At 72.3% G+C, this 17,595-nt stretch carries 17 protein-coding genes; 13 read left to right on the forward strand and 4 right to left on the reverse strand.

From position 1 onward, the window contains the following. Positions 1–49 precede the first annotated feature (49 nt). From dxr to IH00_RS0118050, 6 genes are all read left to right on the forward strand, one after another. Positions 50–1,321 carry a 1-deoxy-D-xylulose-5-phosphate reductoisomerase gene (gene dxr, locus IH00_RS0118025; RefSeq protein ID WP_031074782.1) on the forward strand — a complete coding sequence of 424 codons (1,272 nt, stop codon included), beginning with the start codon at positions 50–52 and terminating at the stop codon, positions 1,319–1,321. Continuing rightward, the gene (locus tag IH00_RS0118030) at positions 1,318–2,619 is read left to right on the forward strand and encodes a M50 family metallopeptidase (RefSeq protein WP_031074784.1); all 1,302 of its coding nucleotides are present in this window, start codon (positions 1,318–1,320) and stop codon (positions 2,617–2,619) included. Before dxr ends, IH00_RS0118030 begins: the two co-directional genes overlap by 4 nt. A 136-nt stretch (positions 2,620–2,755) precedes the next feature. Then, positions 2,756–3,913 (forward strand): flavodoxin-dependent (E)-4-hydroxy-3-methylbut-2-enyl-diphosphate synthase, encoded by a 1,158-nt coding sequence (gene ispG / locus IH00_RS0118035; RefSeq protein ID WP_031074786.1) that lies wholly within the window; start codon positions 2,756–2,758, stop codon positions 3,911–3,913. Positions 3,914–4,054: 141 nt separating this feature from the next. After that, a complete protein-coding gene (locus IH00_RS0118040) occupies positions 4,055–4,900 on the forward strand; it encodes a GNAT family N-acetyltransferase (protein WP_031074787.1) in 846 nt (281 codons plus the stop codon). A 16-nt stretch (positions 4,901–4,916) separates the two neighbouring features. After that, on the forward strand, positions 4,917–5,474 hold the full coding sequence (locus IH00_RS0118045; RefSeq protein ID WP_031074789.1) for a GNAT family N-acetyltransferase: 558 nt from the start codon (positions 4,917–4,919) through the stop codon (positions 5,472–5,474). A gap of 68 nt (positions 5,475–5,542) precedes the next feature. After that, positions 5,543–7,237 (forward strand): proline--tRNA ligase, encoded by a 1,695-nt coding sequence (locus tag IH00_RS0118050; RefSeq protein WP_031074791.1) that lies wholly within the window; start codon positions 5,543–5,545, stop codon positions 7,235–7,237. A gap of 12 nt (positions 7,238–7,249) precedes the next feature. Here IH00_RS0118050 and IH00_RS0118055 read toward each other — a convergent pair whose 3' ends face one another. The 4 genes from IH00_RS0118055 to IH00_RS0118070 all read right to left on the reverse strand — a co-directional run bounded on the left by IH00_RS0118055 (position 7,250) and on the right by IH00_RS0118070 (position 10,420). Continuing rightward, the gene (locus IH00_RS0118055; protein ID WP_078887814.1) at positions 7,250–8,218 is read right to left on the reverse strand and encodes a slipin family protein; all 969 of its coding nucleotides are present in this window, start codon (positions 8,216–8,218) and stop codon (positions 7,250–7,252) included. 105 nt (positions 8,219–8,323) lie between these two features. Then, a complete protein-coding gene (locus IH00_RS0118060) occupies positions 8,324–9,223 on the reverse strand; it encodes an aminoglycoside phosphotransferase family protein (RefSeq protein WP_031074794.1) in 900 nt (299 codons plus the stop codon). 147 nt (positions 9,224–9,370) lie between these two features. Next, positions 9,371–9,793, reverse strand: coding sequence for a DUF4439 domain-containing protein (locus tag IH00_RS0118065; protein WP_031074796.1), 423 nt, complete (start codon positions 9,791–9,793; stop codon positions 9,371–9,373). Between the two features lie 33 nt (positions 9,794–9,826). Continuing rightward, entirely contained in the window at positions 9,827–10,420 is a 594-nt protein-coding gene (locus IH00_RS0118070) for a hypothetical protein (RefSeq protein WP_031074798.1), read from the reverse strand. A gap of 154 nt (positions 10,421–10,574) precedes the next feature. Between IH00_RS0118070 and rimP the strand changes: the two genes are divergently transcribed. The 7 genes from rimP (at position 10,575) to truB (ending at position 17,562) form a co-directional block, all read left to right on the forward strand. Then, positions 10,575–11,072 (forward strand): ribosome maturation factor RimP, encoded by a 498-nt coding sequence (rimP, locus tag IH00_RS0118075; RefSeq protein ID WP_031074800.1) that lies wholly within the window; start codon positions 10,575–10,577, stop codon positions 11,070–11,072. Positions 11,073–11,074: 2 nt separating this feature from the next. Then, positions 11,075–12,073, forward strand: coding sequence for a transcription termination factor NusA (gene nusA, locus IH00_RS0118080; RefSeq protein ID WP_031074801.1), 999 nt, complete (start codon positions 11,075–11,077; stop codon positions 12,071–12,073). A gap of 141 nt (positions 12,074–12,214) precedes the next feature. Then, positions 12,215–12,484: a YlxR family protein gene (locus tag IH00_RS0118085; protein ID WP_078887815.1), complete on the forward strand. Its 270-nt coding sequence runs from the start codon at positions 12,215–12,217 to the stop codon at positions 12,482–12,484. A gap of 156 nt (positions 12,485–12,640) precedes the next feature. After that, positions 12,641–15,709: a translation initiation factor IF-2 gene (gene infB / locus IH00_RS0118090; RefSeq protein ID WP_031074805.1), complete on the forward strand. Its 3,069-nt coding sequence runs from the start codon at positions 12,641–12,643 to the stop codon at positions 15,707–15,709. A 138-nt stretch (positions 15,710–15,847) separates the two neighbouring features. After that, on the forward strand, positions 15,848–16,141 hold the full coding sequence (locus IH00_RS0118095) for a DUF503 domain-containing protein (RefSeq protein ID WP_031074807.1): 294 nt from the start codon (positions 15,848–15,850) through the stop codon (positions 16,139–16,141). A gap of 63 nt (positions 16,142–16,204) precedes the next feature. Then, positions 16,205–16,651: a 30S ribosome-binding factor RbfA gene (rbfA, locus tag IH00_RS0118100; protein ID WP_031074809.1), complete on the forward strand. Its 447-nt coding sequence runs from the start codon at positions 16,205–16,207 to the stop codon at positions 16,649–16,651. Beyond that, positions 16,648–17,562 (forward strand): tRNA pseudouridine(55) synthase TruB, encoded by a 915-nt coding sequence (gene truB / locus IH00_RS0118105; RefSeq protein WP_031074810.1) that lies wholly within the window; start codon positions 16,648–16,650, stop codon positions 17,560–17,562. The genes rbfA and truB overlap by 4 nt, the downstream gene beginning before the upstream one ends. Positions 17,563–17,595 lie beyond the last annotated feature (33 nt).

The following is a 17,595-nucleotide window of genomic DNA, read 5'->3' on the forward strand; positions in this document are numbered from 1 at the left end:
GGGGGCACCTGTGTCCGGGCGCCCGGCCGTTGCGGCAAGAATGGGGGGCATGAGCGACAGTCCAGCCCCCCTCGCCGACCCGCACATCGCCTTCGATCCGTCCGAAGGCCGCCGGGACATCGTCGTCCTCGGCTCCACCGGGTCCATCGGCACCCAGGCCATCGACCTGGTCCTGCGCAACCCCGACCGGTTCCGCGTCACGGCCCTGTCCGCCGCCGGCGGCCGGGCCGAGCTCCTCGCCGAGCAGGCGCGCCGGCTGCGGGTCCGGACCGTCGCCGTGGCGCGCGAGGACGCGGTGCCGGCGCTGCGCGAGGCGCTGAAGGCGCAGTACGGCACCGAGCCGCTGCCGGAGGTCCTCGCCGGGCCGGACGCCGCCACCCAGGTCGCCGCCTCCGACTGCCACACCGTGCTCAACGGCATCACCGGCTCCATCGGCCTCGCGCCCACCCTCGCCGCCCTCGAAGCGGGCCGCACCCTCGCCCTCGCCAACAAGGAGTCGCTGATCGTCGGCGGCCCGCTGGTGAAGGCCCTCGCCAAGCCGGGCCAGATCATCCCCGTCGACTCCGAGCACGCCGCGCTGTTCCAGGCGCTGGCCGCCGGCACCCGCGCCGACGTCCGCAAGCTCGTCGTCACCGCCTCCGGCGGCCCCTTCCGCGGCCGTACGAAGGCGGAACTGGCGCACGTGACCCGCGAGGACGCCCTGGCCCACCCCACCTGGGCCATGGGCCCGGTGATCACGGTCAACAGCGCCACGCTCGTCAACAAGGGCCTGGAGGTCATCGAGGCGCACCTCCTCTACGACATCCCCTTCGAGCGGATCGAGGTGGTGGTGCACCCGCAGTCGTACGTCCACTCGATGGTCGAGTTCAGCGACGGGTCGACCCTCGCCCAGGCCACCCCGCCCGACATGCGCGGTCCGATCGCCATCGGGCTCGGCTGGCCCGAGCGCGTCCCCGAGGCGGCACCCGCCTTCGACTGGTCGAAGGCGTCCACCTGGGAGTTCTTCCCCCTCGACACCGAGGCCTTCCCGTCCGTCGGCCTCGCCCGGCACGTCGGCGAGCTGGGCGGCACGGCCCCGGCGGTCTTCAACGCCGCCAACGAGGAGTGCGTCGAGGCGTTCCTGGCCGGACGGCTCCCCTTCACCGGCATCATGGACACGGTCACGGCCGTGGTGGCCGAGCACGGCACACCGGACACGGGAACCCGGCTGACGGTCCCGGACGTCCTGGAGGCGGAGACCTGGGCGCGCGCCCGGGCCCGCGAACTGGCGGCGCAGGCCGTCGGCACGGCAGCGAAAACGACCGCGGAGGCTCGCGCATGACGATTCTGTTGACGGTCCTCGGCATCGCGCTCTTCGCCTTCGGGCTGCTCTTCTCGATCGCCTGGCACGAGCTCGGCCACCTCTCGACGGCCAAGCTCTTCGGCATCCGCGTCCCCCAGTACATGGTCGGCTTCGGGCCCACCCTCTGGTCGCGGAAGAAGGGCGAGACGGAGTACGGCATCAAGGCCATCCCCGCCGGCGGCTACATCCGCATGATCGGGATGTTCCCGCCCGGCGACGACGGCCGCATCGAGGCCCGCTCCACCTCGCCGTTCCGCGGCATGATCGAGGACGCGCGCTCGGCGGCGTACGAGGAGCTCCGGCCCGGCGACGAGAACCGGCTCTTCTACACGCGCAAGCCCTGGAAGCGCGTCATCGTGATGTTCGCGGGCCCGTTCATGAACCTGGTGCTCGCCGTCGCGATCTTCCTCAGCGTCTGCATGACGTTCGGGATGCAGACCCAGACGACCGAGGTCGCCGGGGTCCAGAAGTGCGTCATCGAGCAGAGCGAGAAGCGGGACACCTGCGCCAAGGGCGACCCCGTCTCGCCCGGCCACGCCGCCGGTCTGCGGGAGGGCGACCGGATCGTCGCCTTCGACGGCGAGCCCGTGAAGGACTGGCCCACCCTCTCCGAGCGCATCCGCGAGACCATCGGCCCGGCGACCCTCACCGTCGTGCGCGACGGCAAGGAGGTGACCCTGCGTCCGAACCTGATCGAGAACCTGGTGGTCGCCAAGGACGCCGACGGCGAGGTGATCCCCGACAAGTACGTCAAGGCCGGTTACCTGGGCTTCGCCTCCCGGACCGAGATCCAGCCGCTCACCTTCGGCCAGTCGCTCGACCGCATGGGCGACATGATCGAGAACGGCGTCGACTCCGTCATCGCCCTGCCGTCCAAGATCCCCGACCTGTGGGACGCGGCGTTCGGCGACGGCGAGCGCAAGGCCGACTCCCCGGTGGGCGTGGTCGGTGCCGCCCGCATCAGCGGCGAGGTGATGAACCTGGACATCCCGACGCAGAACATCGTCGCGTCGTTCCTGATGCTCCTGGCGACCTTCAACCTCTCGCTCTTCCTGTTCAACATGCTGCCGCTGCTGCCGCTGGACGGCGGGCACATCGCGGGCGCGCTGTGGGAGTCCGTACGCCGCAACGTGGCGAAGGTCTTCCGGCGCCCCGACCCCGGCCCGTTCGACGTGGCCAAGCTGATGCCCGTGGCGTACGTGGTGGCCGGCATCTTCATCTGCTTCACGCTGCTCGTGCTCGTCGCGGACATCGTGAACCCGGTGAAGATCTCCTAGCCGTGGCCGGCGCACAGGTGAACGCCGGCCGCCGGACACCCCGTGGTGTCCGGCCGGCCGGTACCGGGGCTGTAATCTCGAAGCCGGAGCCCGCCGATCTCGGGACCTCGATCCACACCTTGGGGTTGCACACCAGATGACCGCGATTTCTCTCGGTATCCCGTCCGTTCCCACCAAGCTCGCCGACCGCCGCGTGTCCCGGCAGATCATGGTGGGAAACGTCCCGGTCGGCGGTGACGCCCCGGTCTCGGTGCAGTCGATGACGACGACGCGTACGTCGGACATCGGTGCGACGCTGCAGCAGATCGCGGAGCTCACGGCGTCCGGCTGCCAGATCGTGCGGGTGGCCTGTCCGACGCAGGACGACGCCGACGCGCTGGCCGTGATCGCGAAGAAGTCGCAGATTCCGGTGATCGCGGACATCCATTTCCAGCCGAAGTACGTGTTCGCGGCGATCGACGCGGGCTGCGCGGCGGTACGCGTGAACCCGGGCAACATCAAGCAGTTCGACGACAAGGTCAAGGAGATCGCGAAGGCGGCCGGCGACGCCGGTGTGCCGATCCGGATCGGGGTGAACGCGGGCTCGCTGGACCGCCGGCTGCTGCAGAAGTACGGCAAGGCCACGCCGGAGGCGCTGGTGGAGTCGGCGCTGTGGGAGGCGTCGCTCTTCGAGGAGCACGGGTTCCGGGACATCAAGATCTCGGTGAAGCACAACGACCCGGTCGTGATGATCGCGGCGTACCGGCAGCTGGCCGCGGCGTCCGACTACCCGCTGCACCTCGGTGTGACGGAGGCCGGCCCCGCGTTCCAGGGCACCATCAAGTCGGCCGTCGCCTTCGGCGCCCTGCTCAGCGAGGGCATCGGGGACACCATCCGGGTCTCGCTGTCGGCGCCGCCGGCCGAGGAGGTCAAGGTCGGCATCCAGATCCTGGAGTCGCTGAACCTGCGCCAGCGGCGGCTGGAGATCGTCTCCTGCCCCTCCTGCGGGCGCGCGCAGGTCGACGTCTACAAGCTCGCCGACGAGGTCTCGGCAGGTCTCGAGGGCATGGAGGTGCCGCTGCGCGTCGCCGTCATGGGCTGCGTCGTCAACGGCCCCGGCGAGGCCCGCGAGGCGGACCTGGGTGTGGCGTCCGGCAACGGCAAGGGCCAGATCTTCGTGAAGGGCGAGGTCATCAAGACCGTCCCCGAGTCGAAGATCGTCGAGACGCTCATCGAAGAGGCCATGAAGATCGCCGAGCAGATGGAGAAGGACGGCATCGCCTCCGGCGAACCCTCCGTCTCGGTCGCCGGCTGACCCGCCCGGCGCACGCAGCGCAGGAGCCCCGCCGCCCGTGCGGCGGGGCTCCTCGCGTCCGGGCCGCCGTCGTCCCTGCCACGCGCCCCGCCGTGCCAGGTACAGTGCCAGGACCCTGTTCGACCACGGTGAGGCCCCCTCGTGCTGACGCAGACCACCACCCGGGTCCTCGAACCCGGCGACCTCGGAGCCGCGCTGGCCATCCTCGAGAGCGACCCCGTCTCCAACGCGTTCGTGACCGCCCGCGTCCGGGCCGCCGGCCTCGACCCGTGGCGCCTCGGCGGCGAGATGTGGGGCTGGTACGCGGACGGGCGGCTGACCTCGCTGTGCTACTCCGGAGCCAACCTCGTCCCCATCTGCGCCACCCCCGACGCCGTCCGCGCCTTCGCCGACCGCGCCCGCCGGGCCGGCCGCCGCTGCTCCTCGATCGTCGGCCCCGCCGAACCGACCGCCCGGCTGTGGCGGCTGCTCGAACCGAGCTGGGGCCCGGCCCGTGACGTCCGCCCCCACCAGCCGCTCATGGTCACCGAACAGCCCTCGCCGGACATCGAGCCCGACCCGCTGGTCCGCCGGATCCGCAAGGACGAGATGGACGTGATCATGCCGGCGTCCGTGGCGATGTTCACCGAGGAGGTCGGCGTCTCGCCGCTCGCCGGCGACGGCGGGTTGCTCTACCAGGCGCGCGTCGCCGAACTCGTCGGCGCCGGCCGTGCCTTCGCCCGCATCGAGGACGGCAAGGTCGTCTTCAAGGCCGAGATCGGCGCCGCGACCCCGCAGGCCTGCCAGATCCAGGGCGTCTGGGTCGCCCCCGAGCACCGCGGCCGCGGCCTGTCCGAGAGCGGCATGGCGGCCGTCCTGCGCTACGCCCTCGCCGACGTCTCCCCGGTCGTCTCGCTGTACGTCAACGACTACAACGCCCCCGCCAGGGCGGCGTACCGCCGCGTCGGATTCCGCGAGGTCGGCGCCTTCATGAGCGTGCTGTTCTGAGGCTAGGGTTCGGCCCATGGAAGACGTCGTGGTCGGACCGGTCAACCTCGCGGCGCGCGTGGACGCGGCCCTCGCGGTGCAGGCCCTCGCCTTCGGCCTGAGCGAGGACGAAGTCGCCGTACGACGCCACATCGTGCTGCGCCACCTGCTCTGCCCCGGCGCGACCGCGTACGCCGCGACGACGCCCGACGACCGGCTCGTCGGCTTCGTGTACGGCATGCCCAACGACCGCGCCCACTGGTGGTCCACCGTCGTCCAGCCGTACCTGCGCATGAACGGCAACGACGGCTGGCTCGACGACTCCTTCGTCATCACCGAGCTCCACGTCCACCCCGGCTTCCAGGGCCGGGGCATCGGCCGGGAGCTGATCACCACCATCACGGACACCGCCGGCCAGCCGCGCTCGATTCTCTCCGCGATCGACATCGAGAACCCCGCCCGCCTGCTCTACCGCTCCCTCGGCTACCAGGACCTGGCCCGCCGCGTGCACTTCCCCAGTGCGGCCAGGCCGTACGCGGTGATGGGGGCGGGGCTGCCGCTGCGGCGGCGCGGTGCCGCCGCGCCACGGAACTGATTTCCGCCGGGCGGGGGCCCAGGGCTAACCTCCTAGCCATCACACTTTTCACCGCAGGAGAGTTCCCCATGGCCCAGGTCCAGCGCATGTCCCGGTTGATGGTCAAGACACTGCGCGACGACCCGGCGGACGCCGAGACGCTCAGCCACAAGCTGCTCGTCCGCGCCGGTTACGTGCGCCGCAACGCCGCGGGCATCTGGTCCTGGCTGCCGCTCGGCATGAAGGTCCTGGAGAACGTCGCACGGGTCGTGCGCGAGGAGATGGACGCGATCGGCGCGCAGGAGGTCCTGCTGCCGGCGCTGCTGCCCAAGGAGCCGTACGAGGCGACGGGCCGCTGGAACGAGTACGGCGCGGAGCTGTTCCGCCTGAAGGACCGCAAGGGCGGCGACTACCTGCTCGGCCCGACGCACGAGGAGATCTTCACCCTCCTGGTCAAGGACCAGTGCACGTCCTACAAGGACCTGCCGGTCATCCTCTACCAGATCCAGACGAAGTACCGCGACGAGGCGCGTCCGCGCTCGGGCATCCTGCGCGGCCGCGAGTTCCAGATGAAGGACTCGTACTCCTTCGACACCACGGACGAGGGCCTGGCCGAGTCCTACCGGCTGCACCGCGAGGCGTACATCAAGATCTTCCAGCGCCTCGGCCTGGAGCACAAGATCGTCTCCGCCGTCTCGGGCGCCATGGGCGGCTCCGCGTCGGAGGAGTTCCTCGCCCCTGCCGCCGCGGGTGAGGACACTTTCGTCCACTGCCCCTCCTGCGACTACGCCGCCAACACCGAGGCCGTCACGCACCCGCTGACCCCGGTCGACGGTTCGGCGCACGGCCCGGTGGAGGAGCTGGACACCCCCGACACGCCGACCATCGAGACGCTCGCCGCGCACCTGGACGTCCCGGCCGCCGCGACCCTGAAGAACCTGCTGGTCAAGGTGGACGGTGAGATCGTCGCCGTGGGCGTCCCGGGCCACCGCGACGTGGACCTCGGCAAGCTGGAGGACCACCTCGCCCCGGCCACCGTCGAACTCGTCACCGGCGAGGACTTCACCGGCCGCCCCGACCTCGTCCGCGGCTACGTCGGCCCGCAGGGCCTCGACAAGGTCCGGTACATCGCCGACCCGCGCGTCGCCCCCGGCACCGCCTGGATCACCGGCGCCAACAAGCCCGGCAAGCACGCCCGGAACGTCGTCGTGGGCCGCGACTTCGAGGTCGACCAGTACCTCGACGTCGTCGAGGTCGAGGACGGCGACCCGTGCCCGAACTGCGGCACCGGCCTGCGGATGGACCGCGCGATCGAGATCGGCCACATCTTCCAGCTCGGCCGCAAGTACACCGACGCCATGCAGCTCGACGTGCTCGGCCAGAACGGCAAGCCCGTCCGCGTCACCATGGGCTCGTACGGCATCGGCGTCTCCCGCGCAGTCGCCGCCCTCGCCGAGCAGCACGCGGACGAGCAGGGCCTGTGCTGGCCCCGCGAGATCGCACCCGCCGACGTCCACGTCGTCGCGGCCGGCAAGGCCCTCCAGACCGAGCTGGCGCTCGACGTCGCCGAGAAGCTCCGCGAGGCGGGTTTGCGGGTCCTGGTCGACGACCGGGCCGGCGTCTCCCCGGGCGTGAAGTTCACCGACGCCGAGCTCATCGGCGTGCCGAAGATCCTCGTCGCGGGCCGCCGCTCCGGCGAGGGCGTCCTGGAGCTCAAGGACCGCCGCACCGGCGAGCGCGAGGACGTCACGGTCGACGAGGCGATCGCCCGCCTGTCCGCGTAGTCGCCGCAGTCCTCACATGCAGCCGGCCGTACCGGTGTCGTCCTCCCGCACGTCCCTGACGTGGGAGGGCGGCGCCGGTTCGTGCATCAGGGCCTCGTGCGCGCCCGCCTCGGGCGGCTCGTCGGGGTGCGCCCCGTCCTGCTCGGCGACGTGCGCGTGCGGCTCCTGGACGTGGAGCGCCGGCGCGTGCGGCGCCACCGGCCGCTCCTCCGGCGCCGGGTTCTGCCCGGCCCGCTCCAGGAAGCGCAGCAGCTCCACCGGGAAGGGCAGCACCAGCGTCGAGTTCTTCTCGGCGGCCACCGCCACGATGGTCTGCAGCAGCCGCAGCTGGAGCGCGGAGGGCGTCTGCGACATCACTCCGGCGGCCTCCGCCAGCTTCTTCGACGCCTGCAGCTCCGCGTCCGCGTTGATGACGCGCGCCCGCCGCTCCCGGTCGGCCTCGGCCTGCCGGGCCATCGAGCGCTTCATCGTCTCCGGCAGCGAGACGTCCTTGATCTCGACCCGGTCGATCGTCACGCCCCACTCCACCGCCGGGTTGTCGATCATGAGTTCCAGGCCCTGGTTGAGCTTCTCCCGGTTCGACAGCAGGTCGTCGAGGTCGCTCTTGCCGATGATCGACCGCAGCGAGGTCTGGGCGATCTGCGAGACCGCGAAGCGGTAGTCCTCGACGCGGATGATCGCCGCGGCCGGGTCCACGACCTTGAAGTACACGACGGCGTCCACCCGGACCGTGACGTTGTCCCGGGTGATGCCCTCCTGGGCGGGCACCGGCAGGGTCACGATCTGCATGTTGACCTTGTTCAGCCGGTCCACGAACGGGACGATCATGGTGAACCCGGGCGGCCGGACGCCGGTGCGGAGCCGGCCGAACCGCAGGACGACGCCCCGCTCGTACTGCTTCACGACCCGGGCGGCGGCCACCAGGTACACGGCGCCCGCGGATGCCGTCGCCGCGACCACGGTCAGCAGTTCCTCGACCATGACAACCCCCTGCCGTCGAAGCCGGGTGGTACATACGGGTGTGTTATGCCCAATATTGCACCAAAGGGGTGTTTCGGGGAGGTCGGAGCCGGGGCCCCGGACGGCCTACAGCCAGCCCGCGTACTCCAGCAGCAGCTCGCCGTCCTGCCGCCGCCCCGCCGCCAGCGCGCGGGTGCCCGACTCCACGGCCCGGAACAGCGTCCAGCCGCGCAGCCGCTCGCGGTCCACGTCCAGCGAGTCGGCCAGCCTGTTCACCCGGCGGCGCGCCACCGACGCCCCCGAGGCCGTCGCGACCAGGTCCTCGACCCGGTCCCGCGCCAGCCGCGCCAGGTCGTACGCCCGCTCGCCCACCACCGGGTCGGGCCCCACCGCCAGCCACGGCGTACGGTCCCCGGCCAGCACCTTGCCCTGCCGGAACGCCCCGTGCAGCAGCAGCTCCTCCGGCGCGCTCGCCACCAGTTCCTCGCGCGCAGCCAGCGCCGCCGCCACCAGATCGGCGTTCTCCGCGTCCTTCGCCGCCCGCATGGCCTCCGCCTGGCCCGCCGTGCGCTCTGCGACCGACGGGAAACCGTGGCCCTCGGGCGGACCCACCCACAGCCGCCGCACCGTGCCCGCCGCCTCCAGCAGCGCCTTGGCCTCGGGCAGCGAGCGCAGCGACACCTCGGTGTGCAGCCGCTCCAGCAGGAGCCCCGGCCCCCCGGGGGAGGCGTCCAGGGCCCGCACCGCACCCCAGCCGTCCCAGTGCGCCAGTGCCGCCAGCTCGAGCTCCGGCGCGGCGGACGGCGGGGCCAGCTTCAGCGCCGCGGCCCGCTCCTCACGGTCCCGCACGAGCACGACGACGCTGCTGCGGCCGCCCGGGACGACGACCCGCTCCGCCCGGAGCTCCCGGCGGGCCAGCGCGTCCTCGACGATGCCCGGCAGCCGGTCCAGCCAGTCCCGAGCGGCCGCGTCCCCGTACACCTCGCCGAGCGCCCGCACCAGTCGCTGCGGCGGTTCGAAAGCCATGCGTGCGTTGTTCCCTTCCACCGGCCGGGGCTCACAGTCCTCTCGTCGTCGCGTTCCGCGGCGCCGCGGAACGGGCGCCGCCGTCGCCACACGGCGAGCCGCACCCCGAAGCCGCCGGGCGGCTCCTGCCCTCCGCGCCGGCCCGGCTCAGCTGCCCGGCCGCTCGGCGAGCCCAGGAAAGGCTACGCCGCTGCCCCGCCAGCGCACGGCCCGCACCGCGGCTTCCCGCAGCGCACCCGCCGCCTCCCGCCGCAGCGGGCCCTCGGCCGCCCGCACGAGATCCGCGTAGACGCCCGCGATCCGGTCCTCCAGCTCGGCGGCCAGCCGGACCGCCGCGGCCGCGTCCGGCACCGCGAACGGCAGCGCGTACCCGGCGGCCGCCGCCGCGGGCTTCGCGCCCAGATCGCGCACCGTCCGCACCAGCGCGTCCCGGCGGGCGCGGTGCGCGGCGTACGCGGCGGTCGCCTCGGCCCGCCGGTCCTCGCCGACGCGGGCGCCGACGACCCCGTACCCGTACACGGCCGCGTGCTCGGCGGCGAGTGCCGCCTGGACGGCGTCCAGGGCGCTCATGAGCGGTTCCTCTCCCTCTCGTCGCGCGGGGCGCTACGCGCCCCGGCCGGCGGTCAGCAGGTATGCCTGCGCGGCGGTCGCGGCCCCGACGGACGCGAGCAGCCGCGCGTACTCCGGCGGGGCGTCCGCCAGCGCGGCGGTGTGCGCGTCGGAGGCCTTCCGGGCGGCCGTGGCCAGCCCGGCGAGGGCGGCGCCCGGGTCCTGCGGCACGGGGTCGGCCGCGGCGGCCGGAGAGCTCGCCGGGGCCGCCGGGGCGCCGGGGGAGGGTGTCACCGCGCCGGGCGCGGCCGCTCCGGAGTCGGGGCCCGGCGTGGCGGGGGCGCCCGTGCCGTCCTCGCCCAGGGCGGCCGTGTGGGCCGCCACCGCCGCGCGCAGCGGGAACAGCCGGACGCCCAGCGAAGGGTAGGCGGCCAGGACCGCGTCGTACCGGGCCAGCAGCGCCGCGCTGACCGCCACGGAGCGCCGCCGCAGCCGCGCCTCCTCGCGTGCCGCGCGCTCGGCCGCGGACGCGGTGCGCGGCGTACCGGCCCCCTCGCCGGACGAGCACCCGGCGGCCCACAGACCCGCCGTGGCCAGGGCGCCCGTCGCGAGGAGCGCGCGCCTGCGTGTCGTACCCGTGCGCCCCACGCGTCTCTCCCATCGGCCGGGCCCGAAGATCACCGCAGGCGAGCGTACCTGCGGCTCGGCGCGAGGTGGACGGCAACACCCCCCGCGACCGGATACCCTTTGGTCTGACACGCGACGAACCCACAACAGCACACGCGGCCGAGGAGTCACCCGGATGAGCACCACCCAGAGCGAACGGCTGCGCGGGCTGCTGGAACCGCTCGTCAGCGCCAAGGGTCTGGATCTCGAGGAGATCGAGGTGTCCCGGGCCGGCCGTCGCCGGATGCTGAGGGTCGTCGTCGACTCGGACGAGGGCGTGGAACTCGACGCCTGCGCCGAGCTGAGCCGCTCCATCTCGGACACGCTGGACGAGACGGACGCGATGGGCGACGAGGAGTACGTCCTCGAAGTGAGCTCGCCGGGCGCCGACCGCCCGCTGACCGAGCACCGCCACTACGTACGCGCCACCGGCCGGCTGGTCAGACTGCAGCTGCGGGAAGCCGGCGAGCTGGTGGCACGCATCCTCTCCGTGGACGACGAGGGCCTCGATCTCGAGGTGCCGGGCGTGAAGGGGCGCAAGCCCACCACCCGCCGCGCGGAGTTCCCGGACATCGCGAAGGCGCGCGTGGAGATCGAGTTCAACCGCAAGGACAAGAAGGAAGAGGAGGCGTAACCGTGGACATCGACGTGAAGCTCCTGAGGGGCTTGGCACAGGAGAAGGAGATTCCCTTCGACCTGCTGGTCGAGGCGATCGAGTCGGCCCTCCTCATCGCGTACCACCGCACCGAGGGAGCCCGCCGCCACGCCCGTGTCGTGCTGGACCGGCAGACCGGGCACGTGACGGTGTGGGCGAAGGAGGACCCGGCCGATCTGGAGGAGGGGCAGGAGCCCAAGGAGTTCGACGACACGCCGTCGGACTTCGGCAGGATCGCCGCGAGCACCGCCCGCCAGGTCATCCAGCAGCGGCTGCGGGACGCCGAGAACGACGTGACGTTCGGCGAGTACGCGCGCCGCGAGGGCGACGTCGTCGCCGGTGTGGTGCAGCAGGGCAAGGACCCCAAGAACGTCCTCGTCAAGCTGGACGACAAGCTGGAAGCGATCCTTCCGGTGCAGGAGCAGGTGCCGGGCGAGGAGTACACGCACGGCCTGCGGCTGCGGACCTACGTCGTCCGCGTCGCCAAGGGCGTGCGCGGTCCGTCCGTCACTCTTTCGCGTACGCACCCCAATCTGGTGAAGAAGCTCTTCGCCCTGGAGGTCCCGGAGATCGCCGACGGTTCGGTGGAGATCGCCGCGATCGCGCGTGAGGCCGGTCACCGCACCAAGATCGCCGTACGGTCCACCCGTTCGGGCCTGAACCCCAAGGGCGCCTGCATCGGCCCGATGGGCGGCCGTGTCCGCAACGTCATGGCCGAGCTGCACGGCGAGAAGATCGACATCGTGGACTGGTCGGACGACCCGGCCGAGATGGTGGCGAACGCGCTGTCACCCGCCCGGGTGTCCAAGGTGGAGGTCGTCGACCTGGCCTCCCGTTCCGCCCGGGTGACCGTGCCGGACTACCAGCTGTCCCTGGCGATCGGCAAGGAGGGGCAGAACGCCCGCCTGGCCGCCCGCCTCACCGGCTGGCGCATCGACATCCGTCCCGACACGGAGCAGCAGCCGGCCGAGCAGGACTGAGGCCGCCCGGGAGCGCCCCTGGCGGGGCGCTCCGGGAATAGAACCCGCCATGGTCACGTTGTGCCACGATGAGATCACGACAACAACCGTTCGATTTTTGCCCCAAAGGGGTGAGGTCGGTGCGGGGAGGTAGACTTAACCGTGTCTGGCCGGACGCATGCCCGCGTATGCCCTGAGCGCACCTGTGTGGGATGCCGGGAGCGGGCGGCCAAGCGCGATCTGCTGCGCATCGTGTTGATCAAGGGGGCCTGCGTCCCCGATCCACGCGGTACGCTGCCCGGCCGGGGTGCATACGTGCATCCCGCCTCGGTCTGTCTCGACCTGGCGGTCCGCCGCCGGGCGTTCCCGAGGGCCTTCAAGGTCCCGGGGCCGCTCGAAACCGCGGAGTTGCGCCGGTACGCAGAGCAGTGACCTTGTAAGAAAGAAGTACGGCACGGAACCCCGTGCGGTCAGGTACCTCGCGAGTGGAAGTAGGTCGAGATTGCGATGAGCACTCGATGAGTACGCGATGAGTACGCCCATGAAGTAGCGACGGTCCGGCGGTAACCCGGACCTAAAAGGAGCGAAGTGGCTAAGGTCCGGGTATACGAACTCGCCAAGGAGTTCGGTGTGGAGAGCAAGGTCGTCATGGCCAAGCTCCAGGAACTCGGTGAATTCGTCCGTTCGGCGTCTTCGACGATCGAAGCGCCGGTTGTACGCAAACTGACCGACGCGCTGCAGGGGCCCGGCGGATCCGCCGGCAAGACCGCAGCGAAGCCCGGCGCGCCCCGCAAGGCAGCGCCTTCCCCCAAGCCCGCGGCACCCGCGCCCTCCCCGGCGCAGGCCGCCCGTCCGGCTGCCCCGAAGCCCGGTGCCCCGGCACCGAAGCCCGCGGCGGCCGAATCGTCCTCCCCCGCGGCGGCCGGCCGCCCGGGCGGACCCACGACGCCGGCCCCCGGCCCGCGTCCGACCCCGGGTCCCAAGCCGGCCCCCGCGACGCCCAAGCCGGCGCCCGCGTCCCCGGCTCCGGCGAACCCGGAGTTCACCGCGCCTCCGTCGGCCCCGGCCGCCGGTCCGCGCCCCGGTGCGACCCCCGGCCCCCGGCCGGCCGCACGTCCCGGCGGCCAGGGCGGTGGCCGCCCCGGCGCCCCGCGCCCCGGTCAGCAGGCCCCGCGTCCGGGCGGTGCCCGTCCCGCGGGTCCCCGTCCGGGCAACAACCCCTTCACCTCCGGCGGCTCCACCGGCATGGCGCGCCCGCAGGCGCCCCGTCCGGGCGGCGCCCCGCGTCCGGGTGCTCCCGGCGCTCCGGGCGGTCCGCGTCCGCAGGGCGCCGGTCAGGGCGGTCCCCGTCCGCAGGCCGGTCCCGGTGGTCCGCGTCCCACCCCCGGCGGCATGCCGCGGCCCCAGGCCCCGCGTCCGGGCGGCGGCCCCGCCGGTAACCGCCCGAACCCGGGCATGATGCCGCAGCGTCCCGCTGCCGGCCCGCGTCCGGGCCCCGGTGGCGGCGGTCGCGGTCCCGCGGCCGGCGGTCGTCCCGGTGGCGGCGGCGGTGGCCGTCCCGGCTTCGCCGGTCGTCCGGCCGGTCCCGGTGGCGGTGGCGGCGGCTTCGCCGGCCGTCCCGGTGGCGGTGGCGGCGGTCGTCCCGGTGCTCCCGGTGGCGGCGGCTTCGGCGGCGGCGGTGGCCGTCCCGGCTTCGGCGGCCGTCCCGGCGGTCCCGGTGGCCGTGGTGGCACGCAGGGCGCCTTCGGCCGTCCCGGCGGTCCGGCGCGTCGCGGTCGCAAGTCGAAGCGGCAGAGGCGCCAGGAGTACGAGGCCATGCAGGCCCCGTCGGTCGGCGGCGTGATGCTGCCTCGCGGCAACGGCGAGACCGTTCGCCTGTCGCGCGGTGCGTCCCTCACCGACTTCGCGGAGAAGATCAACGCCAACCCGGCATCGCTCGTCGCGGTCATGATGAACCTCGGCGAGATGGTCACCGCCACGCAGTCCGTCTCCGACGAGACGCTGCAGCTCCTCGGTGACGAGATGAACTACACGGTTCAGATCGTCTCCCCGGAGGAGGAGGACCGCGAGCTGCTCGAGTCCTTCGACCTCGAGTGGGGCGAGGACGAGGGCGGCGAGGAGTACCTCGCTCCGCGTCCGCCGGTCGTGACCGTCATGGGTCACGTCGACCACGGCAAGACGCGACTGCTGGACGCGATCCGCAAGACGAACGTCGTCGCGGGCGAGGCCGGCGGCATCACCCAGCACATCGGTGCCTACCAGGTCGCGACCCAGGTCAACGACGAAGAGCGCAAGATCACCTTCATCGACACCCCGGGTCACGAGGCGTTCACCGCCATGCGTGCCCGTGGTGCCAAGTCCACCGACATCGCGATCCTCGTGGTGGCGGCGAACGACGGTGTGATGCCCCAGACGATCGAGGCGCTGAACCACGCCAAGGCGGCCGACGTGCCGATCGTGGTCGCGGTCAACAAGATCGACGTCGAGGGCGCCGACCCGGTCAAGGTGCGCGGTCAGCTGACCGAGTACGGCCTGGTGGCCGAGGAGTACGGCGGCGACACCATGTTCGTCGACATCTCCGCCAAGCAGGGTCTGCACATCGACTCCCTGCTGGAGGCCGTGATCCTCACGGCGGACGCCTCGCTCGACCTGCGTGCCAACCCGGAGCAGGACGCGCAGGGCATCGCGATCGAGTCGCACCTCGACCGCGGCCGCGGTGCCGTCGCGACCGTCCTGGTCCAGCGCGGCACGCTGCGGGTCGGCGACACGATGGTGGTCGGCGACGCGTACGGCCGTGTCCGCGCGATGCTCGACGACAAGGGCAACAACGTCGAGGAAGCGGGTCCGTCGACCCCCGTCCTGGTCCTGGGTCTCACCAACGTCCCGGGCGCCGGCGACAACTTCCTCGTCGTCGACGAGGACCGTACGGCCCGCCAGATCGCCGAGAAGCGCGCTGCGCGCGAGCGCAACGCCGCCTTCGCCAAGCGCACCCGCCGGGTGTCCCTCGAGGACCTCGACAAGGTGCTCAAGGCCGGTCAGATCCAGGAACTCAACCTCATCATCAAGGGCGACGCGTCCGGTTCGGTGGAGGCTCTCGAGTCCTCGCTGCTCCAGCTCGACGTCGGCGAAGAGGTCGACATCCGGGTCCTGCACCGCGGGGTCGGTGCGGTCACGGAGTCGGACATCGACCTGGCGATGGGCTCCGACGCCATCGTCATCGGCTTCAACGTCCGTGCGGCCGGCCGTGCCGCGCAGATGGCGGAGCGCGAGGGCGTCGACGTCCGGTACTACTCGGTGATCTACCAGGCCATCGAGGAGATCGAGGCGGCCCTGAAGGGCATGCTGAAGCCGGAGTACGAAGAGGTCGAGCTCGGTACGGCGGAGATCCGCGAGGTCTTCCGCTCGTCCAAGCTGGGCAACATCGCGGGTGTGCTCATCCGCTCCGGCGAGGTCAAGCGCAACACCAAGGCGCGCCTCATCCGCGACGGCAAGGTCATCGCGGAGAACCTCAACATCGAGGGTCTGCGTCGCTTCAAGGACGACGTCACCGAGATCCGCGAAGGCTTCGAGGGCGGTATCAACCTCGGAAACTTCAACGACATCAAGGTCGACGACGTCATCGCGACGTACGAGATGCGCGAGAAGCCGCGCGTCTAATCCCCATGCGGCAGCCGGGGCCGGTCGGCGGAGAATATCCGTCGATCGGCCCCGGCCGTTCCGTGTACGGTTCTTGTGTTCCCGCCGCGTGGACGGCGGGGCCGTTCGAACCCGAACCGGCGGGACATCCGGGCATACATGTATGTGGGGACACTGTCCTTCGACCTGCTTCTCGGCGACGTACGGTCGTTGAAGGAGAAGCGCTCCGTCGTCCGCCCGATCGTCGCGGAGCTCCAGCGCAAGTACGCGGTGAGCGCGGCGGAGACCGGCGATCAGAACCTCCACCGCAGGGCCGAGATAGGCCTGGCGATGGTCTCCGGTGACGTCGGGCATCTCACGGAGGTACTGGACCGGTGCGAGCGGATGGTCGCCGCCCGGCCCGAGGTGGAGCTGCTGTCCGTACGGCGGCGGCTGCACACCGACGAAGATTGACCGAGCAAGAAGCGCGAAAGGTGCACACGACAGTGCACGGCGCGAGAAAGAGGAGACGGACCAGTGGCCGACAACGCGCGGGCGAAGAAGCTGGCGGACCTCATCCGGGAGGTGGTGGCGCAGAAGCTGCAGCGCGGGATCAAGGACCCGCGGCTCGGTACGCACGTGACCATCACCGACACCCGGGTCACGGGTGACCTGCGGGAGGCGACCGTCTTCTACACCGTGTACGGCGACGACGAGGACCGCAAGGCGGCCGCCGCCGGCCTGGAGAGCGCCAAGGGCATCCTGCGCTCGGCGGTCGGCGCGGCGGCGGGGACCAAGTTCACGCCCACCCTGTCGTTCGTCGCGGACGCCCTCCCCGAGACGGCCCGGACCATCGAGGAGCTCCTCGACCAGGCCCGCGCCTCGGACGCCAAGGTGCGCGAGGCGGCCTCCGGTGCCGCCTACGCCGGCGAGGCGGACCCGTACCGCAAGCCGGAGGACGACGAGGACGCCGCCGCCGAATGAGCCAGCACACCACGCCGGACGGCCTTGTCATCGTCGACAAGCCGTCCGGCTTCACTTCGCACGACGTCGTCGCGAAGATGCGCGGGATCGCCAGGACCCGCCGCGTCGGACACGCGGGGACGCTCGACCCGATGGCCACCGGCGTACTCGTCCTCGGTGTCCAGAAGGCCACCAAACTCCTCGGGCACCTCGCGCTGACCGAGAAGGAGTACCTGGGCACCATCCGGCTCGGGCAGAACACCATCACCGACGACGCCGAGGGCGAGATCACCTCGTCCACCGACGCCTCCGCCGTCACGCGCGAGGCCGTCGACACCGGGGTCGCCGGGCTGACCGGCGACATCATGCAGGTGCCGTCCAAGGTCAGCGCCATCAAGATCGACGGCAAGCGGTCCTACGCGCGGGTGCGCGGCGGCGAGGAGTTCGACATCCCCGCCCGGCCGGTGACCGTGTCGTCCTTCCAGGTGTACGACATGCGCGAGGCCGTCGCCGAGGACGGCACGGCGGTCGTCGACCTGGTCGTGTCGGTGGTCTGCTCCTCCGGCACGTACATCCGGGCGCTCGCCCGCGACCTGGGCGCCGGCCTCGGCGTCGGCGGCCACCTCACCGCGCTGCGGCGCACCCGCGTGGGGCCGTACAAGCTGGACGCTGCCCGCACCCTGGACCAGCTCCAGGAGGAGCTGACCGTGATGCCGATCGCCGAGGCCGCGGCAGCGGCGTTCCCGCGCTGGGACGTGGACGAACGGCGCGCGAAGCTCCTGCTCAACGGCGTACGGCTCGACATGCCGGCCCCGGACGCCTCCCCGGCCGCGAGCCCGGCACCGGTCGCGGTGTTCGGGCCGGACGGCCGCTTCCTCGCCCTCGTGGAGGAGAAGAACGGCAAGGCCAAGAGCCTCGCCGTGTTCGGCTGACCCCGCCGCCCACCGTGGAGCGGGCCCCGGGCG

This window comes from Streptomyces sp. NRRL S-118, assembly GCF_000716335.1.
Lineage (GTDB): Bacteria > Actinomycetota > Actinomycetes > Streptomycetales > Streptomycetaceae > Streptomyces.